Consider the following 26,081-nt stretch of genomic DNA (forward strand, 5'->3'; position numbering starts at 1 on the left):
CCGCCGCCGCCCGAGGTGTCGCCGCCACCCCCGCCGCCGCCGCCGGTGTCGCCGCCACCCCCGCCGGTGTCGCCGCCGCCTCCACCCGAGGTGCCGCCGCCGCCGCCGCCCCCGCCGGTGTCGCCGCCGCCTCCGCCCGAGGTGCCGCCGCCTCCGCCGCCGCCGCCTCCGCCGCCTCCTACGGTGGAGCAGCCGGTTGTGATGCAGACTGTGATGCGTGAGACGACGATCATCACGACCAGCATCCAGTCCTCGTTGACGGGCACGCGGGTCGCGGGCGGCAGCGTAGGCTCCAGCTCGGGCGGCGTGGCCAGTTTCGGCTCTTCGTCCGGTGGCGGTTCCACGGCCTCCTCTGATTCCGGCTCGGGGTCGAGCTCATCGTCCAGCTCGTCGGAAGGCGGCTCGTCTTCGAGCGAGGCTTCGGGCAGCACGAGTGCTGCCAGCAGCAGCGCATCGTCCGACACCGGCTCGAGCGATGGCAGCGTCGCGGACGAAGGCGGTGACGAGGACAGCAGCGAATCGAGCAGCGCCAGCAGCTCGGGCAGCTCGGTTGCAGGACCCAATGTCCTGATCGACCTCAGCCGGATCGGCCCGACCAGCGTCGAGGTCGACACGCCCATCACCTCGGGCGGCAACAGCAGCCTGTGGCCCGGTGCAGACGGCGTGGCTGACGTCCCCGGCAGCTAGGGCACAAGGCCGGGCAGCGACAGCCGGCAGACGCGGGAGTGCATCGTCCGGCCTTCCCCTAGGGGTGGGCTGGACGTGGTCGTTCCGTGAACATATAAAGAACATATGACCCAGCTGGATGTTCGTCAGAAGCTCGAGATTCTCGCCGACGCGGCGAAATATGATGCCTCCTGCGCGTCATCGGGGACGAGCAAACGCGACTCGCGCGGGGCGACGAAGGGGATCGGCTCGACCGAGGCCATGGGCATCTGCCATGCCTATGCACCCGACGGGCGATGCATCTCGTTGCTGAAGATCCTGCTGACCAACAGCTGCATCTTCGACTGCCACTATTGCATCAACCGGAAGAGCTCGAACGTCCGCCGCGCCCGCTTCACGGCGAAGGAGGTGGTCGATCTCACCCTCGCATTCTATCGCCGCAACTATATCGAGGGACTGTTCCTCTCTTCGGGCATCATCCGTTCCTCGGACTATACGATGGAGCAGCTGGTCGAGGTGGCGCGCAGCCTGCGCGAGGATCATCATTTCCGCGGCTATATCCATCTCAAGACCATCCCCGATGCCGATCCGGGGTTGATCGAGGCCGCCGGCCGCCATGCCGACCGCATCTCGATCAACGTCGAACTGCCGACGGCAGCGGGGCTGGAACGGCTCGCACCGGAGAAATCGGTTTCGCGCATTCAGGGCGCGATGGCGGGCATGAAGACCGCGATCGAGGACGGCAGGGACGCATCCCGCCGCTATCGCTCGGCTCCGAAATTTGCGCCTGCCGGACAGTCTACCCAGATGATCGTGGGGGCCGATGCGGCCAATGATCGCGACATCGTTCACACGGCGAGCGGGCTTTACGATCGCTTCGCGCTGCGGCGGGTCTATTATTCGGCGTTCAGCCCGATCCCCGATGCCTCGGCGGTGCTTCCTCTGAAGCGTCCGCCGCTGATGCGCGAACACCGTCTCTACCAGTCCGACTGGCTGATGCGCTTCTACGGCTACCGCCCTGCCGAGGTGGCGCAGGCAACCGACGAACAGGGAATGTTGCCGCTCGACATCGACCCGAAGCTGGCCTGGGCGCTCAAGTCCCGCGAGCAATTTCCCGTCGACGTCAACACGGCCCCGCGCGAGCTGCTGCTGCGGGTGCCGGGGCTGGGGGTGAAGGCGGTCAATGCAGTGATTGCCTCGCGCCGCTGGCGCCAGCTCAGCCTTGCCGATGTCGGCCGGCTTTCCCGATCGATCACCAAGCTGCGCCCCTTCATCGTCACGACCGACTGGCGTCCGACAACGCTGATCGATCGGATCGACTTGCGTGCTCGGGTGACCGAGCAGCTGGAGTTGTTCGGCGCCTGAGCCGATCCGCCATGTATCGCATCCTGCTTCCCCAGCCAGACGATGTCGCCGCGTGGCGTGCGGCCGCGCGGCGGGCGGCGATGGCGGGGGTCGATGCGAGCGAGCTGCTGTGGGAAGTCGAAGGCGAGGGAGGCGACCTCTTTGGCAGCGCACCCGCGCCTTTGCCCGAGCCGATACGACCGCCCTTCGCCGTTTCGCGCCAATTTCTCCGACTGGCCGAGTCCGTCGTTCCGCATCGGGAGCCCGAGCGCTTTGCCCTGCTCTACCGCATGCTGCAGCGTGTGCTCGACCAGCCGGGCGTGATGGCGGACGAGGCCGATCCTCTGCGCCGCCGCCTGGATTTGCTGGCCAAGGAGGTGAGGCGCGATATCCACAAGATGCGGGCCTTCGTCCGCTTTCGCGAGGTGGATGACCGCTATGTCGCCTGGTTCGAACCCGATCACCACATCGTTCGTGCCAATGCCGGTTTCTTCGTGCGGCGGTTCGCGACCATGCACTGGTCGATCCTGACCCCTGAATTGTCGATTCACTGGGACGGCAGCAGCCTGAGCGAGGGGCCCGGCGCCCAACGGACCGATGCACCCGATGGCGATCCGGTCGAGGCGCTGTGGCAGGGCTATTATGCATCGATCTTCAACCCTGCCCGGCTGAAGGTCGGCGCGATGCTGAAGGAGATGCCACGAAAATATTGGGCCAACATGCCCGAGACCGCGTTGATCCCCGCACTGATCGCGGGCGCCCGCGCGCGCGAGATTCAGATGGTGGAGCGGACGATGCCGAGAGGCAATGCCGATCAGGCGTGGCAGGCGCTGCGCGCCGAGGCGGCGCAATGCACGCGCTGCGAACTGCACCGCTGTGCCACCCGAACCGTATTCGGGGAGGGGCCGGTCGATGCCGATATCATGGTGGTGGGGGAACAGCCCGGCGATCAGGAGGATCTGGCGGGGCGACCCTTCGTCGGACCGGCGGGGCAGCTGTTCGAGCGCGCGCTCGGCGATGCAGGGATCGACCGTTCGCGGCTCTATGTCACCAATGCGGTCAAGCATTTCAAGTTCGAACCGCGCGGCAAACGGCGCATTCACGCAAGACCCAATGCGGGCGAGATCAAGGCCTGTCGCTGGTGGATCGATCAGGAGCGCGCAATCATCTCACCCCGCAGGATCATCATGCTGGGAACGACGGCGATCCATTCGGTGGCCGGAAAGGCAAGCTCGCTGACATCGATGCGGGACGAGCCGATAATGCTGGAGGGCGGGATTGAGGGGCGGGCGACGATCCACCCCAGCTATTTGCTGCGCCTCCCCGACAAGGCGCAGGTGGAGGAGGAATATACCCGTTTCGTCGCCGATCTTCGCTCGGGGGTGATGCCATGATCGAGCAGACGCCCCTGGCTGTTTCAACGGACCGAAATTGCTCCGTTCAGATACCAACTCCGGCAAGCAGACCAAAGGCCTTAAGCAACCAAAGAACCACGATGATCACGACGACGATATTCAAAATGCTTTTGATCTTGGCATCCATCGGAATGTAGTTGTTGACCAGCCAGAGCAGAACACCGACGATAATCAATACGACGATAACGTTGATAAGCATGGTCATCCATCCTCATTTTATATGATATTATCGCTACGAACCCGGAACATCGAAGAATGTTCCTTGGATGTTTGCTGACCTTGTATAGTTTGACGGTGAGAGAGAGGGGCGGCTTAGACCCATACCCGCCCCAACTCGGGATGCGGACCCCCGGCGCATTATCCTCTATCACCCTCTTCCGTCATCCCCGCGCAGCCGGGGATTCATAGCCTCCGAGCCGCAAGAGGCTCGGGCGGCGGAGCATAGGGATTCCCGCCTTCGCGGGAATGACGAACTGCGGGCGGGAGGGGCTCATCCTCGCTTATTGTAGCCGCTCAGGCGTCGGTCAGGCGGTTTGCGGGGCTTTCTGGAGCAATGGAAAGCCGGTGGCTCAGTCCCGCCAGCCGCGTCGCGACAGTTCGAGCGCGATCAGCCCAGCGAGAAGGTCGAAGCAGAGCAACGCATTGCTGTTCGACAGGCGGGCGGGTTTCGGGTCCACGGCAAACAGGGTGCCGAAGAAGCCGGCGTCCGGGACGGCGATCGGTGTGGAGATATAGCTGCGGAACCCGTAGAGGCGCGGCGTGGGATGATCGCGGTACAGCGGATCGTCGACTATGTCGTCGATGATGATGGCCCGGCCGTGGCCTCGAACTTCGTCGCAGATGGTGGTCTTGAGAGAGAGTTCATCGCCAGCGGAAATGCCGAGACCGATTCCGTCCAATATTGCACAGGCCATCCACCGCTCCGCCGTGACGCGGCAGATGCCGGTAAAGCCCATGCCGCTGCGCGCGGAGGCAAGGTGCAGGACCGATGGAACGGCATCGATGGCGCCTATCGCTGCGACATCCTCCTCCAGCTTCTGGCTCATCAACCCCGCCCTCCCCCGGCGGTCGCCGGGCTTCGAAACTCTAGGCGTCACTTGACGTTACGGCAATCTACCTAAGCGGGATATCGGGAGGATGGTTCCCAAAATGGGATTGTGAGGCCGCAATGAAAAGGGGGACGGAAACCCATGGCTCCCGTCCCCCCTCTATTGTGTCTGTGACGACGATCAGAGCTTGCCGGTCAGTTCCGGAACCACTTTGAACAGATCGCCGACCAGGCCGATGTCGGCGACCTGGAAGATCGGCGCCTCTTCGTCCTTGTTGATCGCGATGATCACCTTCGAGTCCTTCATCCCGGCGAGATGCTGGATAGCGCCCGAGATGCCGACCGCGACATAGACTTCCGGAGCGACGATCTTGCCGGTCTGGCCGACCTGATAGTCGTTCGGGACATAGCCGGCGTCGACCGCAGCGCGCGATGCGCCGACGGCGGCGCCGAGCTTGTCGGCCAGCGGCTCGATGATCGAGTGGAAGTTCTCGCTGTTCTGCAGCGCACGACCGCCCGACACGATCACCTTGGCAGAGGTTAGCTCCGGACGCTCCGACTTGCTGATTTCGGCACCGACGAAGCTGGACAGGCCGGCATCGCCCGCACCCGAAACGGCCTCGACCGTGCCCGAACCACCCTCGCGGGCGGCCTTCTCGAACGAGGTGGCGCGGACGGTGATTACTTTCTTCGCGTCCGACGATTGCACGGTCGCGATCGCGTTGCCGGCATAGGTCGGGCGGGTGAAAGTGTCGGCGCTCTCGACCGAGAGAATCTCGGAGATCTGCATGACGTCGAGCAGCGCGGCGACGCGCGGCGAGATGTTCTTGCCGTTGGCCGTGGCCGGCGCGACGAACGCGTCGTGATGGCCCATCAGTTCGACGACCAGCGGCGCGACATTCTCGGCCAGCGCATTGGCATAGGCCGAGCCGTCGGCGACGTGGACCTTGCCGACACCGGCGATCTTTGCGGCGGCATCCGCCACCGCGCCGACGCCTTCACCGGCGACCAGCAAATGGACTTCACCGAGCTTCGAGGCCGCAGTGACCGCCGACAGGGTGGCGTCCTTGACGGCGCCGCCCTCATGTTCGACCCAAACGAGCGTCTTCATGCCGCAACTCCCAGAGCCTTGAGCTTGGCCGCCAGTTCATCGACGTCGGCCACCTTGATGCCGGCCGAACGCTTCGGCGGTTCGGAAACCTTGAGGGTCTTGAGGCGCGGAGTGACGTCCACGCCGTAATCCGCCGGGGTCTTCTGCGCGAGCGGCTTCGACTTCGCCTTCATGATGTTGGGCAGCGAGGCGTAGCGCGGCTCATTGAGGCGAAGGTCGGTGGTGACGATCGCGGGGGTCTTGAGGCTGACCGTCTCCAGGCCACCGTCGACCTCGCGGGTGACCTTGACGCTGTCGCCCTCGACCTCGACCTTCGAGGCGAAGGTGCCCTGCGGCCGGCCGGTGAGCGCGGCGAGCATCTGGCCGGTCTGATTCGAATCGTCGTCGATCGCCTGCTTGCCGAGGATGACGAGGCCGGGGGCCTCTTCCTCGACGATCTTGGCGAGCAGCTTGGCAACGCCGAGCGGCTCGACCTCGGTCTCGCTCACGATCAGGATCGCGCGGTCGGCACCCATCGCCAGCGCGGTGCGCAGCGTTTCCTGGGCTTTCTGTTCGCCGATCGAAACTGCGACGATCTCGGTCGCGATGCCCTTTTCCTTCAGGCGGATGGCTTCTTCGACGGCGATTTCGTCGAAGGGGTTCATCGACATCTTGACGTTGGCCAGGTCGACGCCGGTGCCGTCCATCTTGACGCGAGGCTTCACGTTGTAATCGATGACCCGCTTAACGGGCACGAGGACTTTCATAGCTTCACTCCTTGGCCTTGGCACTTGCCCTGGGGAGGCCGTATCCCTTGCTGCCAGCGGGCCGGGGCCTTGCGGACCCGGCTCCATGGCCGATCGCCATTGCGGTTCGGGGCGGTCAAATCAAATGTGAAATTGCAAAACTGCGAAGTTCGGTTTTGCAAATCGGATCGACCGCGCCTTTCCCGGACGGATCAGGCCGCTTTCTTCACCTCGGCGACGATCTTGCGGGCGGCGTCGCCCAGATCGTCGGCCGCCACGATCGGCAGGCCCGAACCCGCCAGCAGGTCCTTGCCCTGCTGGACATTGGTGCCTTCGAGGCGGACGACCAGCGGAACCGAGAGGTTCACTTCCTTCGCCGCCGCAATGATGCCTTCCGCGATGATGTCGCAGCGCATGATGCCGCCGAAGATGTTGACGAGGATGCCCTTCACGGCAGGGTCGCTCAGAATGATCTTGAACGCCGCCGTGACCTTCTCCTTCGTGGCGCCGCCGCCGACGTCGAGGAAGTTGGCCGGGAACATGCCGTTCAGCTTGATGATGTCCATCGTCGCCATGGCGAGGCCCGCGCCGTTGACCATGCAGCCGATGTCGCCGTCGAGCTTGATGTAGGCGAGGTCATACTTCGACGCCTCGATCTCGGCCGGGTCTTCCTCGGTCTCGTCGCGCAGGGCGAGGATGTCGGGGTGGCGATACAGAGCATTCGAGTCGAAGCTGACCTTCGCGTCGAGGACGAGCAGCTTGCCGTCGGTCGTCTCGACCAGCGGATTGACCTCGAGCATCGACATGTCGGTCGCGATGAAGGCGTTGTAGAGCTGCTCGGCAAGCTTGACGGCCTGCTTGTTCAGGTCGCCCTTGAGCTTCAGCGCGAAGGCCACGGCGCGGCCGTGGTGCGGCTGGAAGCCCTCGGCCGGGTCGATCACGATCGTGCGAATCTTCTCGGGCGTGTCATGGGCGACCTGCTCGATGTCCATGCCGCCCTCGGTCGACACGATCATCGCGATGCGGCCGGTCTTGCGATCGACGAGCATCGACAGATAATATTCGGATTTGATGTCGGCGCCGTCGGTCACGTACAGGCGGTTGACCTGCTTGCCGGCTTCGCCCGTCTGGATGGTGACGAGGGTGTTGCCGAGCATGTCCTGCGCATTGGCGCGGACTTCCTCGACCGACTTGGACAGGCGGACGCCGCCCTTGGCATCGGCCGGCAGTTCCTTGAACTTGCCCTTGCCGCGGCCGCCCGCGTGGATCTGCGCCTTGACCACCCAGATCGGCCCGGGGAGCTTCTTGGCTGCCTCGACGGCTTCGTCGACGCTCAGCGCTGCATGGCCGGCGGGCACTGCCACACCGAACTTCGCCAGCAGCTCCTTGGCCTGATATTCATGGATGTTCATGCGCGAGCCTGTCCTTCAGAGTCCACGGGATTTGCAGGCGCTAAAGCATGAAAGATGCGCCTTGAAAACCCCATCCGCAGCAAATCAAACGATGCGCGGGCAATAGGCAAACTTTGTTCTGCCGGGAAGCTGTGCGGAAGGACAGTGGCGCTCTGCAAGCTTCGCGCAAAGCCGCAGATGCTGCCCTCAGCTGGCGATCGAGCAGCCGATTCCGGCCTTCAGCACCACCGAGACGATCTCGGGATCCTGCAGCGCGCGCAGCCGCCGGACGAGTTCGTCGACGCTCATTTCACGAACGTCCCGATTGCCCAGCCCGCCCAGCGACTGCAGCCGACGCAGCTGGACCAGCGACAGGCGGTCGACCATCCGTTCCGCCATGCAGGACGCGACCGGCGGACGAATGCCCGCGTCGATCAGCTTGGTGCGGACCTTGGCCTCGGGCGAAACCGCAGCACAGCCGGCAAGCGCCAGCGCAGCGAGGGCAGGGAGAAGGGCAAGACGGTTCATCGGTCGCTTTCCGGATGGCGAAATCATGCTCCGCCATCTGCCAAAAGCGCGATTGATCCGCAATGAACGGGTGGAACCGTCAATCCTGTCGCGCAGAGATCAGAATTTGATCCCGCACTTCTTGCCGTCGGCCTTGTCCTCGTCGCAGGCCTTGCGGGCGAGCTCGCGGAAACAGCCCGAAGCACCGCCGACACCGCTGGTCGAGCAGCTCTGCGCGCCGCTGCGGCCGACATATTCGAGGCTCGACGCGCGATCGCCCCAATTGTCGTTCTTAGGATCGGTCCGGCGCAGCTGCTCGGGAATGCGGTAGCGTTCCGACTCGGGTATGCGCTGGCAGACGACGATCTCTTCGCCATTGCTCGTCGGGCAGGGGTCGGAACCGAAGATGGTCAGCACACGCTGGGTGCGCTGCGCCTGGACCGGCGCGGTGGCGGGCAGTGCGGCAAAGGCCGTGGCAAGGATCGCCAGCGCCGGAGTGAAGATGCGGTTCCTGATCATCGGCGCGGGTCCTGTCCTGTGTTCAAGTCTCTATATGTGCCGGGAAAGTCCGATGGCAATGCGGCAACCGAGACGAATGGCGCCGGACAGCAGGGGATAGGCCGGCGCCTGTTCCGCACCGGCGGCGATCGCGGTGTCGCGATGCTCGACCTCTTCGGCACGGAAGTCGCGGATCGTCTCGGCGAGTTCGGGATCCTCGTCGCCCAGCTCGTCGAGCTGTTCGCCATAATGGCGGTCGATCTCGGTCTCGATCGCGGCAGTGCAGGCCATCGCCGCCTTGGGCCCGATCAGCGCGGTGGCCGCGCCGAGGGCGAAGCCGGCCACGTCCCAGAGCGGGCGCAGGGCGGTCGGTCGGACGCCGCGTTCGGCGATCATCCGGTCGAAGATGACGCGGTGGCGCGCTTCCTGATGCGCCATGCGGGCGATGGCGCGGGCCTCCGGGCTGCGCTGTCCCATCACCGCCAGCTGACCGGCATAGATGCGGGTGGCGCCGAATTCGCCGGCCTGGTCGACACGGAGCATCGCCGCGCGGCTGCTGTCGCTGGTCATGGCTTGCGCTTCCACATCAGGAGGATCCCGATCGCTCCAAGGGTCGATATCAACGCATTGTAGCCGGCGAGCGAAATGCCGAACAGCGTCCATTGGGGCACGTCGCACTGGATCATCGGCGTTGCCATGATCTGTGCCATCAGGTCGTCGGTCGATCCGCCGGTCAGCGGGGCGGAGCAGCGGGTGATGCCCTCCCACCATTTATATTCGACGCCGGCGTGGAAGACGCCGATCAGGCCGCTGACGAGGATGCCGAGAATGGCGATCCACAGCGCCGCGCGACCCGCCGGCTTGTCGCCGAACGGAAAGGCGAACAGCGCGGCAGCGATGGCGATCTCATGCGGCCAGCGTTGCCAATGGCACATCTCGCAAGGGAAAAGGCCGCCGATATATTGCGATCCCAGTGCGCCGGTCATCAGCGCGGAGGGCAGGAGGAGCGCGGCAAGCCGCGCCTTGGCGAAGCGTGTCATGGAGAAGGCCTTAGCATAGATGGCGCGCCGGGCCAGCCCGGCCGACGGACAGGCGCATCGAGCGCCCGTCCGGCTCGGGCGTCAGCGTGCGCCGGTCTTCTTCGCACCGCCCTGCGCCGTCCGCAGCGGCGGCTGCGCCATGCGTGCGATCGTCTTCACCGCATAGTCGAGCTGGAAATCGTCGATGCCCTGCTTCTTCAGCTCGGCAGCGGTCAGCTGGAAGCGGGGATCGGGCTTGCCGTCGTCCTCCAGCACCTTGTCGTCGACCTTGGCCTCGTTGATCAGGTGGCGGCGCAGGTCGGATTCGCGCAGGCGCGGCCGGTCCTTGTAATCGGCATCGCTGAGCTGGGGCACGCGCAGATCGGGCTTGATCCCGCCTTCCTGCACCGAACGGCCAGACGGGGTGTAGTAGCGCGCCGTGGTCAGCTTGAGAGCGGTCTCGTCCGACAGGTCGATCACCGTCTGGACCGAGCCCTTGCCGAAGGTGCGCTCGCCCATCACCAGCGCGCGCTTCTGGTCCTGCAGCGCACCGGCGACGATTTCCGCCGCCGAGGCCGAACCCGCATCGACCAGCACGATGATCGGCAGGCCATGGGCGAGGTCGGGCGGGGAGGCGGTCGCATAGCGGCGCTCGATATCGTTCTTCTCGCGCCCGCGTTGCGACACGATCTCGCCGCGGTCGAGGAAGATGTCAGCAACGTCGATCGCCTGGTCGAGCAGGCCGCCGGGATTGGAGCGCAGATCGATCACATAGCCGGCCGGATCATGACCGAGCGACTTCTGGATGCCCGCGATCGCCGCCCGCACCGAATCGCCGGTGTTGGCGTTGACGAAGGTGTTGATGTTGATGATGCCGACCTGGTCCTTCACTTCCCACTTCACCGGCTTCATCTGGATGAGCTCGCGGGTGAGGCTGATGTCGAAGGGCTTGTCGCGGCCGGGACGGACGATCGTCAGCAGAAGCTTCGAGCCCGGCTTGCCGCGCATCTGGTCGACCGCTTCGTCGAGCGTGCCCCCATAGAGCAGCTTGCTGTCGATATGGGTGATATAGTCGCCAGTCTTCAGGCCCGCGCGGCCGGCCGGCGTATCCTCCTGCGCGGTCATAATCTTGACCGCGCCGTCCTCCATCGTGACCGACAGGCCGAGGCCGCCATAGGCGCCCTGCGTCTGCGTGCGCATATTCTGCCGGTCGCGTGCATCGAGATAGGCGCTGTGCGGGTCGAGGCTGGCGAGCATGCCGTCAATCGCGCCCTTGATCAGGGTGCGGTCATCGACCTTCTCGACATAGTCCGAGCGGACCCGCTCGAACACGCTCATGAACTGGTCGAGCTCCTTGTAAGTGCTCACGTCCACCGCACCGATGGCGGGTGCGATCGTCGCGACGATCATGCCGGCGCCGAACAATCCAACCGAACGCAACAGGGTCTTCGTCATCTTTCAGCCCGCTCCCGGGAAACGTCGCACCGTACAGGCACTATGCCGACGATGAAATAGTCAGCCCGTAAAAGTGGGGCTGCCGACATGGCCATGGCATGAACATGGTTGGCAAATGCTTATCGGTCAATGACCGTGGGACTTCCCCTTCGTGCTTCGCTCCATCCCCTCCGCCGGCTGCGCCGGCTCCCCGCCCGGTTTCGGGAGACAAATTTGGAGGATGCACTCAGAAAAAAGGGGCCGGTGCCTGGGCACCGACCCCTGATTTCCTGGCCCTGTCGGGTCCGGCGCTTAGCGCTGGCTGACGGGGACGTAGTCGCGCTGCGTCGGGCCCGTATAGAGCTGGCGCGGGCGGCCGATTTTCTGCTCGGGGTCCGAGATCATCTCGTTCCACTGCGCGACCCAGCCGACGGTGCGGGCGAGGGCGAAGAGAACCGTGAACATCGTCGTCGGGAAACCGATCGCCGACAGGATCACGCCCGAATAGAAGTCGACATTCGGGTAGAGCTTCTTGTCGATGAAGTAAGGATCGCTCAGGGCGATCCGCTCGAGCTCGCGGGCGGTGTCGAGGACCGGGTCGTTGATACCCAGCTTGTCGAGCACCTCGGTCGCGGCCTTGCTGAGCACCTTCGCGCGCGGGTCGAAATTCTTGTACACGCGGTGGCCGAAACCCATCAGGCGGAAGGGGTCGTCCTTGTTCTTCGCGCGGGCGATATATTCGGGGATGCGATCGGGCGTGCCGATCTCGCGCAGCATGTTGAGCGCGGCTTCGTTCGCGCCGCCATGCGCCGGGCCCCACAAGCAGGCGATGCCGGCCGCGATGCAGGCGAACGGGTTGGCGCCCGACGAACCGGCCAGACGGACGGTCGAGGTCGAGGCGTTCTGCTCATGGTCGGCGTGGAGGATGAAGATCTTGTCCATCGCCGACACGACCACCGGATCCGCCTCATAGTCTTCGGCCGGAACGGCGAAGGTCATGCGCAGGAAGTTGGCGGTGTAGCTGAGGTCGTTCTTCGGATAGACGAAGGGCTGACCCACCGAATATTTATAGGCCATCGCCGCGATCGTCGGGATCTTCGCGATCAGCCGGTGCGACGCGATCAGGCGCTGCTTCGGATCGTTGATGTCGGTCGAATCATGGTAGAAGGCCGACAGCGCGCCGACGACGCCGCACATGATCGCCATCGGGTGCGCATCGCGACGGAAGCCGCGATAGAATTGCGCCAGCTGCTCGTGCAGCATGGTGTGGCGGCTGATCGTATAGGTGAAGTCCTCCAGGCCCTTCGCGCTCGGCAGTTCGCCGTTGAGCAGGAGATAGGCGACCTCCATGAAGCTCGACTGCTCGGCGAGCTGGTCGATCGGGTAACCGCGGTGGAGCAGGATGCCCTCGTCACCGTCGATATAGGTCAGCGCCGACTGGCACGACGCGGTCGAGGTGAAGCCCGGGTCATAGGTAAAGGCGCCCGTGCGGGCATAGAGCTTGCGGATATCGACGACGTCCGGACCGACGGAGCCCGACAGGACCGGATATTCGGACGCGTCTCCGCCGATCTCCAGTTTCACAGATTCAGCCATGTTCAATCTCCTGTCGTTTGCCCCTGTGCCGGCAAGCCGGCTGGTTCATGCCAACTCCGACCAGCCGTCAGCGCAGCTGGTCATCCAGTCGTCCCAGGCTCTCCTCGCGACCGAGGAGGGCCAGGACGTCGAATATGCCCGGGGAGGTCGTGCGTCCGGTGAGCGCCGCACGGAGCGGTTGCGCCACCTTGCCGAGGCCGATCCCCCCTTGCTCCGCCACCGACCGGACGGCCGCCTCGAGGGCGTCCGCAGACCAGTCGGATGTCGCGGCAAGCGCTTCGCGGGCCTGGGCCAGCAACGCCTTGCCGGGTTCGTCTAGCAGCGATGCCGCCTTCTCGTCCATATCGAGCGGGCGGGTGCGAAACAGAAAGGCTGCGCCTTCCATCAACTCGTTGAGATCCTTGGCCCTTACCTTCAGGTGGGGAATGCTGCGTAGCAGTAGATCCTGATCCGAATCCGCCAGTTCACGGCCTGCCGCCGCCGCGACTCCGGGGGTGATCAGCGCAGCCAGGCGGGCGTCGTCGGCCTCGCGCAGATAATGGCCGTTGAGATTCTCCAGCTTCTTGAAATCGAAGCGCGAGGGCGAGCGGCCGACGCCGGCCAGGTCGAACCACTCGACCGCCTGCTCGCGGCTGATGATCTCGTCGTCGCCATGGCCCCAGCCGAGCCGCAGCAGATAATTGTTCACCGCTTCGGGCAGCAGCCCCATCTCGTCGCGATAGGCATCGACGCCCAGCGCGCCGTGGCGCTTCGACAGCTTCGCGCCGTCGGCGCCGTGGATCAGCGGGATATGGGCATAGACCGGCTCCGCCCAGCCCATAGCGCGGATCAGCGCCAGCTGGCGGAAGGCGTTGTTGAGATGGTCGTCGCCCCGGATGACGTGGGTGACGCCCATGTCGTGATCGTCGACGACGACCGCGAGCATATAGGTGGGGGTGCCGTCGGACCGCAGCAGGATCATGTCGTCCAGCTCGGCATTCTGCACCGTGACCGGGCCCTGCACCTGGTCGTCGATCGTCACCTCGCCCTCGCGCGGGGCCTTGAGGCGGATGACGAAGGGGGCGCCGGCGGGCGCCTCGGACGGATCGCGGTCGCGCCAGCGGCCGTCATAGCGCAGCGGTTGCTTGGCGGCGCGCTGCTGCTCGCGCAGCTCGGCCAGTTCTTCCGGCGTCGCATAGCAGCGATAGGCATGGCCCTTGTCGAGCAGCGCCCGCGCCACCTGCGCGTGGCGGTCGGCGCGGGCGAACTGATAGACGACCTCGCCGTCCCAGTTCAGGTCGAGCCACCGCATCCCGTCCAAAATGGCGTCGATCGCGGGCTGCGTCGAGCGCGCGCGGTCGGTATCCTCGATCCGCAGCAGGAATTGGCCGCCATGGTGGCGCGCGAACAGCCAGTTGAACAGGGCGGTGCGGGCGCCGCCTATGTGGAGGAATCCCGTGGGCGAGGGGGCGAAGCGGGTGACGACCGCAGTTGTGTCCGTCTGTGCGCTCAAGCGCCGATTCTCCGATTGCGGGGCGAAGGCCCGCGACTGTGCAGCGCCCCCTAAAGCATTTTGCGAGCCGGTCAATTTGGCTGACGATGCTCAAAGCGCAAATAGGGCGCCGTGGACCGTACAAAAGTACCGCTTTGCGGCAATTGCCTGCGCTTGCCGGCCCCGTGCGCGCGGCATAGACCTTTGTCCCGAGAGGATCGCACGGGGAGGCGGGGCGCATGACGAATATCCGAGGCGTGGTGGAGCGCTGGTACGATTGCCTCGGGCGCATGGACGTCGAAGGATTCGCCGCGACGATGCACGACGATGTCGTGCTCAACGTGGCAGGGCGGACGGCGGTGTCGGGCCGCTGCAACGGCAAGCGCCAGCTGTTCGAGGAGACCTTCCCCAAGGTCATGGCGAACCTCGTGCCGGGCAAGGTCAATCTCGGCCGCCGCTACCGCATCTTCGCGGTCGATCCGCCGATCGTCGTCGGCATGATGGAGGGCGGCGCCGAGACGCTCGACGGCGAACGCTACGAGCAGACCTATTGCCAGGTCTTCCGCGTCGAGGGCGACCAGATCGTCGAACTGTGGGAGTTTTTCGACACCGTCCAGGCCGAGGCGCGGCTGTTCGGCAAGGCGATCGACGTCGGTGAGCCGCTCGACGATCCTCTCCTCTTCTGACCCTGCGGCGGGTGCAGGCGGCCTGCGCGCGGCGCTGCGCGGGCTGAACCCGCTCGCCGCGATCGAGCGGCGGCTGGAGGCGGAGCGCGACCAGATCGCGCTGTGGCTGCCGGTCGCGCTCGGCGCGGGCATCGCCGCCTGGATGGTGCTGCCCGATCGCTTCGCCTGGTTCGCGGCGATGGCGGGCTTTGCGGCGTTTGCGCTGGCGGGATGTGCGGTCGGCCTGGGAGCGCGGATCGGCCGGATGATGGCGGTGGGCGGCGTCGTCGCCCTCCTCGGCGTCGTGCTGATCTGGGCAAGGGCCGACTGGGTCGCCTCGCCGCGCATCGACCGGCCGATGGTGGCGCTGGTCGCGGGGCGGGTCGTCGCGGTCGAACGCCTGCCCGCGCGCGAGATCGTGCGGGTAACGGTGGAGCAGGTCGCCGCGCCGCTGCCGTCGCGCCTGCGCCTCAACATCGACGAGACCCAGGTCGACGAGCGTCTGTCGGTGGGGGACCGCATCGTCGTGCGCGCCCGGCTGATGCCGCCCGCGCCTCCGCCCGTGCCCGGCGCGCAGGACTTCGCGCGAACCGCCTGGTTCCAGGGGCTCGGCACGACCGGCAAGGCACTCGACAAGCCCGTGGTGACGCAAGGAAGCGAGGCTGGCTGGCTGGGCTGGCTCGCCGACCGGCGCGCGGCGCTGTCGCGCCATATCGAGGCGCGGCTGCCGGGAAGCGAGGGCGGGGTGGCCGCCTCGCTCGCGACCGGCGACCAGGGCGCGATCGCCGAGGAGGATGCCGAAGCCTTGCGCCGCGCGGGCCTCGCGCATCTGCTGTCGGTCTCGGGCTTGCACGTCTCGGCCGTGGTCGGCGGGGTGATGTTGCTCACGCTGCGCCTGCTGGCGCTCAGCCCGGCGCTGGCATTGCGGGCGCCCTTGCTGCTGATCGCGGCCGGGGCGGGGGCACTTGCCGGCATTGTCTATACATTATTGTCGGGCGCGCAGGTGCCGACGATCCGCTCCTGCATCGCGGCGCTGCTCGTGCTCGCCGGGATCGCGATGGGGCGCGAAGCGATCACCTTGCGGCTGGTCGCGACGGGCGCGCTGGTGGTGCTGCTCCTCTGGCCCGAGGCGATTGCCGGGCCGAGCTTCCAGCTGAGCTTCGCTGCCGTCACCGCGCTGGTCGCCCTGCTCGACCATCCCCGGATACGCGCCTTCGCCGCCCCGCGCGAGGAGGCCTGGTTCGTCCGGCGCGGGCGCGGACTCGCGCTGCTGCTGCTGTCGGGCCTCGTGATCGAGGTCGCGCTCGCCCCGATCGCGCTGTTCCATTTCCACAAGTCGGGTCTCTATGGCGCGCTCGCCAATATCGTTGCCATTCCGCTGACCACCTTCCTGATCATGCCGGCCGAGGCGCTGGCGCTGCTGTTCGATGCGGTCGGCCTCGGTGCGCCCTTCTGGTGGATGACGGGGCAGGCGCTGTCGGGCCTGCTCTGGCTCGCCCGCACTGTGGCCGAGGCGCCTGGCGCGGTGACGATGCTGCCGACCATGGGGCGTCTGGCCTTCGGGCTGTTCATCGTCGGCGGGCTGTGGCTCGCATTGTGGCGGACCGGCTGGCGGCGCTGGGGGCTGCTGCCCTGCACCCTCGGGACGCTTCTCGCCCTCACGGCGCCTGCGCCGGATCTGCTCATCACCGGGGACGGGCGGCATGTCGCCTTCGTTCTCGGCGACGGCCGCGTCGCGCTGCTGCGCGAGAGGGCGGGCGATTATGTGCGCGGCATGCTCGGCGAGGCGGCGGGGCATGATGGCGAAGCCCTGCCGGTCGACGCGCTGATGCAGGCGCGCTGCTCGACCGACCTGTGCGTGACCGAGATCGCGCGTGGCGGACGGCGGTGGCGCATCGCGGCGACGCGCAGCCCTTATCGGCTCGACTGGGCGCGCTTCACCCGGATCTGCGCCACCGCCGACATCGTGATCAGCGACCGCCGCCTGCCGCGCGGCTGTCGCGCGCGCTGGTTGACGATCGACCGCCGCCTGCTCGCGCGCACCGGCGGCATCGCGATCGACCTCGACCGAGGCGGGGTCGCCACCGTCGCGGCCGAGGCGGGGCATCATCCCTGGGTGAGGTTCGACCGATGAGCCTCGGAGCGAGGATGGCCGGCATTGGCAGGCGATAGGGATCGCCCTATCAACCGCGCGATCGAACATAGGGAGAGAGATGATGGAATTGCGCTACGTCACCGTCGGCACGAACGACATGGAAAAGGCGCTCGCCTTCTACACCGACCTGCTGGCCACGCAGGGCGCGACCAAGATGTTCGACCATCCGAGCGGCGGCGCGGTGTTCGGCAAGGATGGGGCCCCGATGCTGGGCCTGGTCCGGCCGTTCGACGGCAAGGATGCGACGGCCGGAAACGGCACGATGATCGCGTTCGAGCTGGAAAGCCGCGAGGCGGTCGATGCCTTCCACGCCAGGGCGCTCGCGCTGGGCGGTGCCGACGAGGGTGCGCCGGGCGAGCGCGGCCCCGGCTTCTACATGTCCTATTTCCGCGATCTCGACGGCAACAAATTCTCGGCCTGCAAATTCGGCTGAGCGCCGGTCGGCGCCCGGCTCCTCGACGGGGCCGGGCCTGCCGATCGGATCAATAGCGCCGCAGAAGCCCTGCGAGCTTGCCCTGGATCTGCACCTGATCGGGGCGATAGCGCTGCGGATCATAAGAGCGGTTCGCCGGATCGAGGCGGACCATGCCGCCCTCGCGCCGGAAATATTTCAGCGTCGCCTCATGGTCGGCGATCAGCGCCACGACGATTTCGCCGTCACGCGCGGTCTCGGCGCGGCGGATCAGCGCATAGTCGCCATCGAGGATGCCGGCCTCGACCATCGAGTCCCCGGACACTTCCAGCGCATAATGTTCGCCCGGCCCCAACAGCGCGGCGGGAACCGAGAGCGAACTCTGCCCCTCCATCGCTTCGATCGGAAGGCCGGCGGCGATCCGGCCGTGCAACGGTATCTCGAGCACATTCTCGTTCGCGGCCTGCGGCACGATGGCGGGCGCTGCCGCCTTCGCCTTGGTCGCGGATGCGGCGACCTTGCCCGTCATTTCCGGAACGCGCAGCACCTCGAGCGCACGGGCGCGGTTGGGCAGGCGGCGGATGAAATTGCGTTCCTCGAGCGCGCTGATGAGGCGGTGGACGCCCGACTTGGACTTGAGCTCCAGCGCTTCCTTCATCTCCTCGAACGAAGGTGAGACCCCGGTCGCCGAGAGGCGCTCCTGGATGAAGCAGAGCAGTTCATGTTGCTTGCGCGTGAGCATGGTCTTTGACCCCATCGGGAACGGACGGGGAACATTTAGGCAACCGCAGGAATCTTGTCAAGCGAGGGGCAGCACTTCGACTTCCACACCCGCCGGGAGGGCTTCCGCCTCCGCCTCGCGGACGATCAGCAACTCCGCCTGCACCAGCGCCGCGAGCCCCGCGCTGTCCTGTCCCGACAGCGGTTCCACGCCGCCCCCCGCCCAGCGCGCGCGGACATATTCGGCGCGGTTGCCGGTCGCCGGAAGGGGGGCCGTAAGGCGCGCAGTGATCGGTGTAGGCACGGGGTGGGCGGCGCCCAGAAGGTGGGCGATCAGCGGCTTGGCGAACAGCATCGCGGTGACGAAGGCCGACACCGGATTGCCGGGCAGGCCCAGTATGATCGCATCGCCCAGCGTGCCGATCATCACAGGCTTGCCCGGCTTCATCCGGACCCGCCAGAAATCGATGGTCGCGCCAGCCTGTTTCAGCGCCGGGAGCACCAGATCATGATCGCCGACCGATGCGCCGCCGGTCGTCAGGATGATGTCGCTTTCGCCCGTCATCCGCGCAAAGGCGGTGGCGATGGCGTCGAGGTCGTCGCGGACGATGCCATGGTCGGTCACGGTGCAGGCACTGCGGCCGAGCAGCGCGGCGAGCATCGGGCCGTTGGAGGCGGGCAGAAGCGCGCCTGGCGTCGGCTCACCGGCCGGCACCAGCTCGTTGCCGGTCGAGAGCAGCCCGATCCGGGGGAGCCGCCGCACGGGCAGGTTTCCGTGGCCCCCGCTCGCCGCCAGCGCGATTGCCGCCGGGCCGATCGCGCTGCCCCGGGCGAGCAGCGGCGAGCCGTCTCGGAAATCGCCGCCGGCTGGCCGGATGTGCGCGCCAATCGCGGGCGGCCCTTCGCCCGTCATGGTCAGCCGATCGCCGTCGCGTGTCGCTTCTTCCTGGATGAGGATCGTGTCCGCGCCGGCGGGCACAGGGGCGCCGGTGAAGATACGGGCGGCCTCGCCCGGCTCCAGCGCACGGTCCAGCCCGCCGCCGGCCGCGCTTTCGCCGATGACGGTCCAGGGCCCCGGTCGTTCGGCGAAGCGGATCGCATAGCCATCCATCGCCGACAGATCCATCGCCGGCTGGGTACGGCGCGCGAAGACGTCCTGCGCGGCGTAGCGGCCCAGGGCATCGATGAGCGGGACGCTCTCCTCGGACAGCGGGCCGCGTAGCGCGAGCATGCGCGCCTGGGCTTCCGCGACCGGTATCAGCGCCATCAGTCGGCCGTCCAGTCGCCCGACCGGCCGCCGCTCTTCGCCAGCAGCCGCACGTCGGCGATGCGCATGCCGCGATCGAGCGCCTTTGCCATGTCGTAGATCGTCAGCAGTGCGACCGAGACGGCGGTCAGCGCCTCCATCTCCACGCCGGTGCCATAGGTCGTGCCGACCGTGGCAGTGGCACGGATGCCGTCGGTTTCGATGGCCAGGTCGAGCGTCACGCCGGTGATCGGCAGCGGATGGCAGAGCGGGATCAGATCGGCGGTCTTCTTCGCCGCCATGATGCCGGCAACGCGGGCCACCGCGAGCACGTCGCCCTTCTTGACCGCGCCCACCCGGATCGCCTCCAGCGCATCCGCTGCGATCAGGATGCGGCCTTCGGCAACGGCCTCGCGCCGGGTTTCGGCCTTGGCCGAGACGTCGACCATGCGGGCCGCGCCGTCCTTGTCGAGATGGGTGAGCCCGCCGCTCATGCGCCGGTGAGCAGGCGGCGGGTGGCAGCCGCGACGTCGGCCTCTCGCATGAGGCTCTCGCCGACCAGGAAGCAGCGCACGCCATGCTCTGCCATCGCGTCGAGATCGGCCTTCGAGCCCAGGCCGCTCTCGGCGACGAAGGTGCAGCCGGCGGGCGCGCGGCCGACCAGTTCATAGGTCCGCGCGAAGTCGACGGTGAAGTCGCGCAGGTCGCGGTTGTTGACCCCGATCAGCCGCGAACGAAGGGCCGTCGCGCGCTCCAACTCCTCGGCGTCGTGGACTTCGACCAGCACGTCCATGCCCCAATCGAGCGCGGCGTCCTCGATCTCGACCATCTGCGCGTCGGACAACGCCGCGACGATGATCAGGATCGCATCGGCACCCAGTGCGCGGGCCTCGGTCACCTGCCACGGGTCGACCATGAAATCCTTGCGCAGCGCGGGCAGGGCACAGGCTGCGCGCGCCTGAACCAGATAGTCGTCATGGCCCTGGAAATAAGGTTCGTCGGTCAGCACCGAGAGGCAGGCAGCGCCGGCCTCCTGATAGGCGCGCGCATGGGCGGGCGGATCGAAATCGGCGCGGATCAGGCCCTTGGACGGAGATGCCTTCTTGATCTCGGCGATCAGGCCATAGCCGCCGGCGGCGACCTTCGCGTCGAGTGCGGCGCGGAAACCGCGCGGAGCCGAAGCGGCGCGTGCTCGGTCGGAAAGGTCGGAAAAGGCGATCGCGGACTTGCGCTGCGCCACCAGCGCGCGCTTGACGTCGCAAATCTCGGTCAGCTTGTTGCTCATCGTCGCGCGGCATAGCCCCGGACGCAGTGCGGGTCCAGCATGGGCCGAGCGGGAAAGGGGGCGCGCCGTCCTCCCTTGTCCGGTCGGCGCCGACGGGTTAGCGGCCCGACGATCGCCGGGTGGGGGACAGCGTCAGGCGTTTCCCTTGCGGAAGATGAACTCCAGTTCGTCGTCCGACAGCGGTTCGTTGAACCGGCATCCGGCTTCGAAATCCTTGGACCAGACCACCCGCGCGGCCAGCGCCTCGCTGTTGGGCAGCTTGAGGGTGATGCTGGTGGACAGCGGCAGGTCGCAATAGACTTCGAGCCGCGCGCCATGTTTGGAGACGTCGATGATCCGGCACAGCGCGCGTTCGGGATTGCCCGAGGCGCCATAGCGGGCGCGGATGTCGGCCGGCAGTCTCTCTTCCCGGCGGCGCGACGGTTTGATGACGGTGACTTCGGCAGAAAGCATCGATTTCCCTCTCGATCCGGGAAACATGGCTAACATGCCGTTGATTATGAATGCGTAAAGACCGTCCGAGTCGCGCGGTTGCCGCTCGGCTCTTCAGCGGGGCTGAAAGGCTTTCGCGCCGGTTCGCCACAAGACGAAGGCATAGCTGTCTGCCGCCAGTGCGTCCGATTGCGCCCGGGTCGATCCCACGCCATGCCCCGCATCGAAGTCAACGCGCAGCAGCACGGGGTTGCCGCTGCTCGTGGCGGCCTGCACCCGGGCGGCGAACTTCGCCATGTGCCACGGCGCCACACGCGGGTCGGTCGCGCCGGTGATGCAGAGGAGGGCGGGATAAGGCGTGCCGTCGCGCACCGCCTGATAGCTGTCCATGTCGTACATGATCCGGAAGCTCTTCGCGTCGACCATCGGCCCCCATTCATCGATGTCCGATACATTCTGTTCGGCGGTGTAGCGGATCGGATTGGCCCAGCCGACATTGGAGATCACCGCCGCGAACAGATCGGGCCGCTCGGTCATGGCGCGACCGACGGTGATGCCACCGGCGGAGGTGCCCGAAATCGCCAGATGCCGGGGGCTGGTCAGCTTGTCGCGGATCAGCGTCTCGCAGGTGTCGATCAGGTCGCGCCACGTATTGGGCTTGGTTTCCTTCTGTCCGCCCTTGTGCCACTCGCGGCCATATTCGCCGCCGCCGCGCACATTGACCACGCAATAGACGCCGCCTTCGTCGAGGAAAGCCAGCAGGGAGGCGGAGAAGCGCGGCGAGTAGGAATATTGATAGGCGCCATAGGCGGTCGCCAAAGTGGGTGCGGTGCCGGTCCGCCTCAGGCCGCGGCGATAGATCAGCGTATAGGGTATCTTCGTCCCGTCCCGCGCGGTCGCGAAGGCGCGTTCGGTCATATAGGGGCGGACGTCGATCGGCGGCGGCGGGTTGATCCCGATGTCGCTGACCGTGCCGGCGCGGTCGACCGCCCAGATGCTCGACGGCTGGAGCCAGCCGCTGAGGTTGAGGAAGGCGCCGTCGCGGCTGGTGCTGGTGAACAGGCCGCCGATCGAGCCTTCGTACGGCAGCTTGATCGCTTCGACCCGGCCGTTGCTCAGACGCGAGAGCGTCTCGATGCCGCCGTCCATGACGGTGACATAGACGCCGTCACGCGCGGCGCTCAGGCTTTCGATGACCGAGGGCCCTTGCGGGATCACTTCCCGGGCAGAGGCGATGTCGGGCTTGCCGGCGGAGGTCAGCACGACACGGCCGCGACTCGCGCCCTTGTTGGTCAGCAGATAGAGATCATCCCCCGTCAGCGCTGTCGATACGACGATGTCATCGAGCGTCGCTACCCGAGCGAAACGCGGGGTGCCGCCGAGCAGGTCGGCGAGCGGCACGGTCCAGTAGGAGCCTTCCGGCCGGACGTCACCCACTCCGACCAGGCAGACCGATGCATTCTCGCTCGTCTGGACCGACGGGATCTGCGTCTCTCCCATCGGGATGTCCGGGTACATGCCCCGTTTCAAGAGGACGCGGTCGGTAGCCGGATCGGTTCCCAGCCGGTGGAGGCGGCATTCTCCGTCCAGATAGAAGCGCGGCGTACCCCTTGGATTGACGAAGGCGATGTAGAAGAAGCCCGATCCGTCGGGCAGCCAGCCTGTCACGCCGAAATCGGTGTTCTCGATCCGCTCGGGCAGGACTTTGCCGCCCTTCACATCCATCACATGGAGGATCGATGCTTCCGAGCCGGCCGCAGACAAGCCGTAGACGAGATGCCCGCCGTCGAAACTCGGCTGCCACCAGTCGAGCGAGACATGCGCTCCGTCCATCGTCATCACGGTGGGATCGATCAGGACGCGCTCTTTCCCGGCCGCGTCGCGCACGATCAGCCGGAAATTGTCGGCACCGGCCGGTCGTTGTTCATAGAAGAGCAGGTCGCCGGCGGGAGCCACGCGGAGGGTGAGCGCGGCATCGCCGGAAAGAGCACTGATGCGCTTCGCCAGCGCGGCGCGTCCCGGAAGGGCATCGAGCGCTACGCGCGTGCCGGCATTCTGGCCTCGCAGAAAGGGCAGCCAGTCCGCGTCCTTCGGGTCTTCCATCCAGCGATAATTATCGGTGACCCGGGTCCCGTAATAATCGTCGATGGCCGGTTGGATACGGGCGACGGGCGTTGTCGGCGACGACGTGCCCGCGCGGACGCGGGTGGCCGACAAGGCGATGGCGGCTCCGCTCGCGGCGAGCAGCGTACGGCGATCGAGAGACAAGGACATCTGGCAGGCTCCGGCCCCGGGTGATGGCCTAATCTTGCGAGTGTCTCCGCCATGCGCGCAAGGCAAATCCGCCGCCGGCACGCCGGCGGCGGATGCGTTCGTGCGAACGTCGCGATCGATCAGAAGCTGTAGTTCAGGCTGAACACCGCCTGCCGCGTCACGCCGGGCTGTGCCCAGCTGCCGTTGACGTTGTTGCGGACGGTCGTGACATATTTCTCGTTGGTGAAGTTCTGGACATTGACCTGTGCCTTCAGCTGGTCGCTGATCGGGTAGGACAGCATCAGGCGGTGGATGGTGTAGCTCGGCACGCGGTAGCCGACATAATTGCCGGCGGCGAGTTGGGCCACGGTCGGCTGGTTGAGCAGGAAGCTGCCCTGATAGGTCAGGCCATAGCCCACCTCGAGCCCGAAACCGAACCGATAGGTGGTGAACAGGCTGCCCGAATGTTTCGGCGTGTTTAGCAGTTCATAGCCGCGCGTGGGGTCGGGGAAAGCGACACTGTTGCTGCAGGCGGTGCCGGGGTTGGCGAGACAGAAGTCGGATACGCCCTGCAGCACCTTCGACTTGAGATACATATAATTGGCCGAGATCGTCCAGTTGCTGGTAATCTGCCCCGACGCACCGAGTGAGACGCCTTCGACACGCTGCTTTCCGTCGAGCACCTGCTCGGGGAAATTGACGTCATTTGAGTTCACGCGGATCGAGTTGCGCTCGTTGCGGAACAGCGCGGCGGTCAGCAGCAGCCGGGCGTCGAACAGGTCGGCCTTGGCGCCTATCTCGTAATTATAGGTGGTTTCCGGCTTCAGGCGGCAATTGGCGTTGGTGCAGGCACCATCGACCGAGGCCTGCGACGGCAGCTTCGAATTGCCATAGGCGATGTAGAGGCTGGTGTTTGCCGAGGGCTTGAACACCGCACCGATCCGATAGGAGAGAAGATTGTCGCTCAGGCGGAACGGGCCTGTCGCCGCGCTCAGGTCGCCGAGATTGGCGGCGCCTGCGGTGGTGACATAACTCAGCGTGCGGTTCGATCCCTTGACATGCTCATAGCGCACACCGCCGTTAAGCTCGAACCAGTCGGTGAACTTGGCGGTGTCGAACAGATAGGCGGCGTAGCTCTTCTGCGTACCGAAATTGCGGCTCGTCAGGATGAAGTTGACCGGGCCGGTGTAGATGTTGCTGCCATAGGTGAAGCCGGCAGGCCCCTGCACCACGGCGCCCGGATTGGCGATGCTGACGAGCGGGAAAGTGGGCGTGGAACCGTCGGCGTTGCGCGGCAGCGTGCCCTGGGTCTGGCGATAGTCCTGCCAGAGCGCGGAGACGCCGGCGACCATCGAGTGCTCGATCCCGCCGGTCGCGAATTCGGCCGTCAGGTCGGTCTGCGTATAGGCGGTCTCGTTGGTGATGAAACGTTCGACGCCGCGACCGCCGGTCGGCAGATAATAGCCGGCAGGCACGGTCGCCGGGCAGGCGACGCCGACGGTGGCGCCCGGTACGGTCGGCTGCAGGCCGGTCGAGGCGAGGCAGAAGGTGCCGGTCGGCTGGCTGGTGACGGTGTGCTGGCGGATCTTCTCGTAGCGGGTGAGGTTGCGGACGCTCAGCGCATCGCTGAAGCGGTGGCTGAAGATGCCCTGCATCGAATTGGTCTTGGAATCCTGCCGGTCGAGATTGGCGAAGCCATAATAGCCGCTGCGGTCGAAGTCGGACAGGAAGCCGCCGAGATTGGCGTAATAGCGCAGGCCATATTGCGGCATCGCCTTGTCGTCGAGATGCTCGAACTGCAGCGTCAGGCTGGTCGGGCCGTCGATGCCGATGGTGACCGAGGGCGCGATGCCCCAGCGCTTATAATCCTCGACGTCGCGACCGGGTACGTCATTCTCATGATAGACCGCGTTCAGGCGCACCGCGATCAGGTCGCTGACACGGCGATTGGCGTCGAGCGTCGCGCGGTAATAATTATCGGTGCCGACGCCGGCATCGACGATCGTCTGGTCGTCGCCCTGTGGCCGCTTGGTGACGAGATTGATCGTGCCGGCGACCGACCCGCCGCCGTTCATGACCGAATTGGCGCCGTTCGACACCTCGATCTGCTCGATATTGTAGACCTCGTTGCGGTTGAGGAAGGCGGCCGAGCGCACCCCGTCGACGGTCACGTCGTTCTTGGCGTCCTGCCCGCGCAGGATGATGCGGTCCCCATAGCCGAAGCCGCCCTCGCCCGCGCCGAAGGTGATGCCGGGGACGGTGCTCAGCACGTCGCGCAGGGTGAGGAGATTCTGCTGCTGGATCGTCGCCTTGTTGATGACGGTGATCGTCTGCGGCGTATCGAGCAGCGGGCGGGTATATTTGGGCGATTCCATCCGCTCGACCTTGGGCGTGTCCTCGTCGATCGCGGTCGAACTGACGGTCATGCCGCCGAGCCGCTTCTCCTCGTCCGGCTTCGCGGGAGTCTGCGCCGCAGCCGGCGCGCTCGCGATGAATCCCACGCAGGCCAATGCCAGAAAGCCCGAGCCGGCCAAATCTCTGTTCGTCATGCGGATCCCCTTCACTATGTCGCTAGGCGGCTGCTAACGATAGTGAGAACGATTCGCAATTAATTAAATGCGAATTTGTCGCAACAGGTCCGAAGCGCCCGTGGGCTGCAGGCGACAGCGATTGGGAAGTGTTCGCCAT

Annotated in this window: 24 protein-coding genes and 1 pseudogene; 5 read left to right on the plus strand and 20 right to left on the minus strand. The window is 66.2% G+C overall.

Features of this window, described 5'->3' with window-relative positions:
* Positions 1 to 614: pseudogene (locus ACNI3R_RS16020) on the minus strand (hypothetical protein); the annotation flags it as partial.
* 178 nt (positions 615 to 792) lie between these two features.
* Between ACNI3R_RS16020 and ACNI3R_RS16025 the strand changes: the two are divergent.
* Both ACNI3R_RS16025 and ACNI3R_RS16030 read left to right on the plus strand, forming a co-directional pair.
* On the plus strand, positions 793 to 2,031 hold the full coding sequence (locus ACNI3R_RS16025; RefSeq protein WP_426185140.1) for a putative DNA modification/repair radical SAM protein: 1,239 nt from the start codon (positions 793 to 795) through the stop codon (positions 2,029 to 2,031).
* An 11-nt stretch (positions 2,032 to 2,042) separates the two neighbouring features.
* The gene (locus ACNI3R_RS16030; protein WP_426185142.1) at positions 2,043 to 3,404 is read left to right on the plus strand and encodes a UdgX family uracil-DNA binding protein; all 1,362 of its coding nucleotides are present in this window, start codon (positions 2,043 to 2,045) and stop codon (positions 3,402 to 3,404) included.
* 46 nt (positions 3,405 to 3,450) lie between these two features.
* On the opposite strand, the gene ACNI3R_RS16035 is transcribed toward ACNI3R_RS16030, so the two are convergent.
* From ACNI3R_RS16035 to gltX, 12 genes are all read right to left on the minus strand, one after another.
* A complete protein-coding gene (locus tag ACNI3R_RS16035; protein ID WP_426185144.1) occupies positions 3,451 to 3,630 on the minus strand; it encodes a Thivi_2564 family membrane protein in 180 nt (59 codons plus the stop codon).
* Between the two features lie 364 nt (positions 3,631 to 3,994).
* Positions 3,995 to 4,471: a GAF domain-containing protein gene (locus tag ACNI3R_RS16040; RefSeq protein WP_426185146.1), complete on the minus strand. Its 477-nt coding sequence runs from the start codon at positions 4,469 to 4,471 to the stop codon at positions 3,995 to 3,997.
* A 183-nt stretch (positions 4,472 to 4,654) separates the two neighbouring features.
* Positions 4,655 to 5,584, minus strand: a complete 930-nt coding sequence (locus ACNI3R_RS16045) for an electron transfer flavoprotein subunit alpha/FixB family protein (protein ID WP_426185148.1) — start codon at positions 5,582 to 5,584, stop codon at positions 4,655 to 4,657.
* Complete coding sequence (locus ACNI3R_RS16050; RefSeq protein WP_374651606.1) at positions 5,581 to 6,330, minus strand: electron transfer flavoprotein subunit beta/FixA family protein; 750 nt, start codon at positions 6,328 to 6,330, stop codon at positions 5,581 to 5,583. The genes ACNI3R_RS16045 and ACNI3R_RS16050 overlap by 4 nt, the downstream gene beginning before the upstream one ends.
* A gap of 191 nt (positions 6,331 to 6,521) precedes the next feature.
* A complete protein-coding gene (sucC, locus tag ACNI3R_RS16055; protein WP_426185151.1) occupies positions 6,522 to 7,721 on the minus strand; it encodes an ADP-forming succinate--CoA ligase subunit beta in 1,200 nt (399 codons plus the stop codon).
* 186 nt (positions 7,722 to 7,907) lie between these two features.
* A complete protein-coding gene (locus ACNI3R_RS16060) occupies positions 7,908 to 8,228 on the minus strand; it encodes a hypothetical protein (RefSeq protein ID WP_426185153.1) in 321 nt (106 codons plus the stop codon).
* Positions 8,229 to 8,327: 99 nt separating this feature from the next.
* Positions 8,328 to 8,726, minus strand: a complete 399-nt coding sequence (locus tag ACNI3R_RS16065) for a hypothetical protein (RefSeq protein ID WP_426185155.1) — start codon at positions 8,724 to 8,726, stop codon at positions 8,328 to 8,330.
* Positions 8,727 to 8,756: 30 nt separating this feature from the next.
* Entirely contained in the window at positions 8,757 to 9,275 is a 519-nt protein-coding gene (locus ACNI3R_RS16070; protein WP_426185157.1) for a demethoxyubiquinone hydroxylase family protein, read from the minus strand.
* Positions 9,272 to 9,745, minus strand: coding sequence for a disulfide bond formation protein B (locus ACNI3R_RS16075; protein WP_426185159.1), 474 nt, complete (start codon positions 9,743 to 9,745; stop codon positions 9,272 to 9,274). Before ACNI3R_RS16075 ends, ACNI3R_RS16070 begins: the two co-directional genes overlap by 4 nt.
* A gap of 81 nt (positions 9,746 to 9,826) precedes the next feature.
* Positions 9,827 to 11,134 carry a S41 family peptidase gene (locus ACNI3R_RS16080; protein WP_426185472.1) on the minus strand — a complete coding sequence of 436 codons (1,308 nt, stop codon included), beginning with the start codon at positions 11,132 to 11,134 and terminating at the stop codon, positions 9,827 to 9,829.
* Between the two features lie 336 nt (positions 11,135 to 11,470).
* Positions 11,471 to 12,754: a citrate synthase gene (gene gltA / locus ACNI3R_RS16085; RefSeq protein ID WP_426185161.1), complete on the minus strand. Its 1,284-nt coding sequence runs from the start codon at positions 12,752 to 12,754 to the stop codon at positions 11,471 to 11,473.
* Between the two features lie 67 nt (positions 12,755 to 12,821).
* Positions 12,822 to 14,246, minus strand: coding sequence for a glutamate--tRNA ligase (gene gltX / locus ACNI3R_RS16090; protein WP_426185163.1), 1,425 nt, complete (start codon positions 14,244 to 14,246; stop codon positions 12,822 to 12,824).
* A gap of 218 nt (positions 14,247 to 14,464) precedes the next feature.
* Here gltX and ACNI3R_RS16095 point away from each other — a divergent pair, with 218 nt between their 5' ends.
* The 3 genes from ACNI3R_RS16095 (at position 14,465) to ACNI3R_RS16105 (ending at position 17,478) form a co-directional block, all read left to right on the plus strand.
* Entirely contained in the window at positions 14,465 to 14,911 is a 447-nt protein-coding gene (locus ACNI3R_RS16095) for a nuclear transport factor 2 family protein (protein ID WP_426185165.1), read from the plus strand.
* Positions 14,880 to 17,024, plus strand: coding sequence for a ComEC/Rec2 family competence protein (locus ACNI3R_RS16100; RefSeq protein WP_426185167.1), 2,145 nt, complete (start codon positions 14,880 to 14,882; stop codon positions 17,022 to 17,024). Before ACNI3R_RS16095 ends, ACNI3R_RS16100 begins: the two co-directional genes overlap by 32 nt.
* 82 nt (positions 17,025 to 17,106) lie before the next feature.
* On the plus strand, positions 17,107 to 17,478 hold the full coding sequence (locus ACNI3R_RS16105; RefSeq protein WP_426185169.1) for a VOC family protein: 372 nt from the start codon (positions 17,107 to 17,109) through the stop codon (positions 17,476 to 17,478).
* A gap of 49 nt (positions 17,479 to 17,527) precedes the next feature.
* Here the strand turns inward: ACNI3R_RS16105 and lexA are convergent, their stop codons facing one another.
* From lexA to ACNI3R_RS16140, 7 genes are all read right to left on the minus strand, one after another.
* Positions 17,528 to 18,199, minus strand: a complete 672-nt coding sequence (lexA, locus tag ACNI3R_RS16110) for a transcriptional repressor LexA (protein WP_426185171.1) — start codon at positions 18,197 to 18,199, stop codon at positions 17,528 to 17,530.
* A 57-nt stretch (positions 18,200 to 18,256) separates the two neighbouring features.
* Positions 18,257 to 19,444: a molybdopterin molybdotransferase MoeA gene (locus ACNI3R_RS16115; RefSeq protein ID WP_426185173.1), complete on the minus strand. Its 1,188-nt coding sequence runs from the start codon at positions 19,442 to 19,444 to the stop codon at positions 18,257 to 18,259.
* Positions 19,444 to 19,917, minus strand: coding sequence for a cyclic pyranopterin monophosphate synthase MoaC (gene moaC / locus ACNI3R_RS16120; protein ID WP_426185175.1), 474 nt, complete (start codon positions 19,915 to 19,917; stop codon positions 19,444 to 19,446). Before moaC ends, ACNI3R_RS16115 begins: the two co-directional genes overlap by 1 nt.
* Complete coding sequence (gene trpC / locus ACNI3R_RS16125) at positions 19,914 to 20,708, minus strand: indole-3-glycerol phosphate synthase TrpC (protein ID WP_426185177.1); 795 nt, start codon at positions 20,706 to 20,708, stop codon at positions 19,914 to 19,916. The genes moaC and trpC overlap by 4 nt, the downstream gene beginning before the upstream one ends.
* Before the next feature lie 132 nt (positions 20,709 to 20,840).
* Positions 20,841 to 21,161, minus strand: a complete 321-nt coding sequence (locus tag ACNI3R_RS16130) for a PilZ domain-containing protein (protein ID WP_426185179.1) — start codon at positions 21,159 to 21,161, stop codon at positions 20,841 to 20,843.
* Positions 21,162 to 21,254: 93 nt separating this feature from the next.
* Positions 21,255 to 23,414: a prolyl oligopeptidase family serine peptidase gene (locus ACNI3R_RS16135; RefSeq protein ID WP_426185181.1), complete on the minus strand. Its 2,160-nt coding sequence runs from the start codon at positions 23,412 to 23,414 to the stop codon at positions 21,255 to 21,257.
* A gap of 119 nt (positions 23,415 to 23,533) precedes the next feature.
* On the minus strand, positions 23,534 to 25,942 hold the full coding sequence (locus ACNI3R_RS16140) for a TonB-dependent receptor (RefSeq protein WP_426185183.1): 2,409 nt from the start codon (positions 25,940 to 25,942) through the stop codon (positions 23,534 to 23,536).
* Positions 25,943 to 26,081: the final 139 nt, after the last annotated feature.

It is taken from the genome of Rhizorhabdus antheiae (genome assembly GCF_049889055.1).
In the GTDB taxonomy this organism is placed as follows: domain Bacteria; phylum Pseudomonadota; class Alphaproteobacteria; order Sphingomonadales; family Sphingomonadaceae; genus Rhizorhabdus.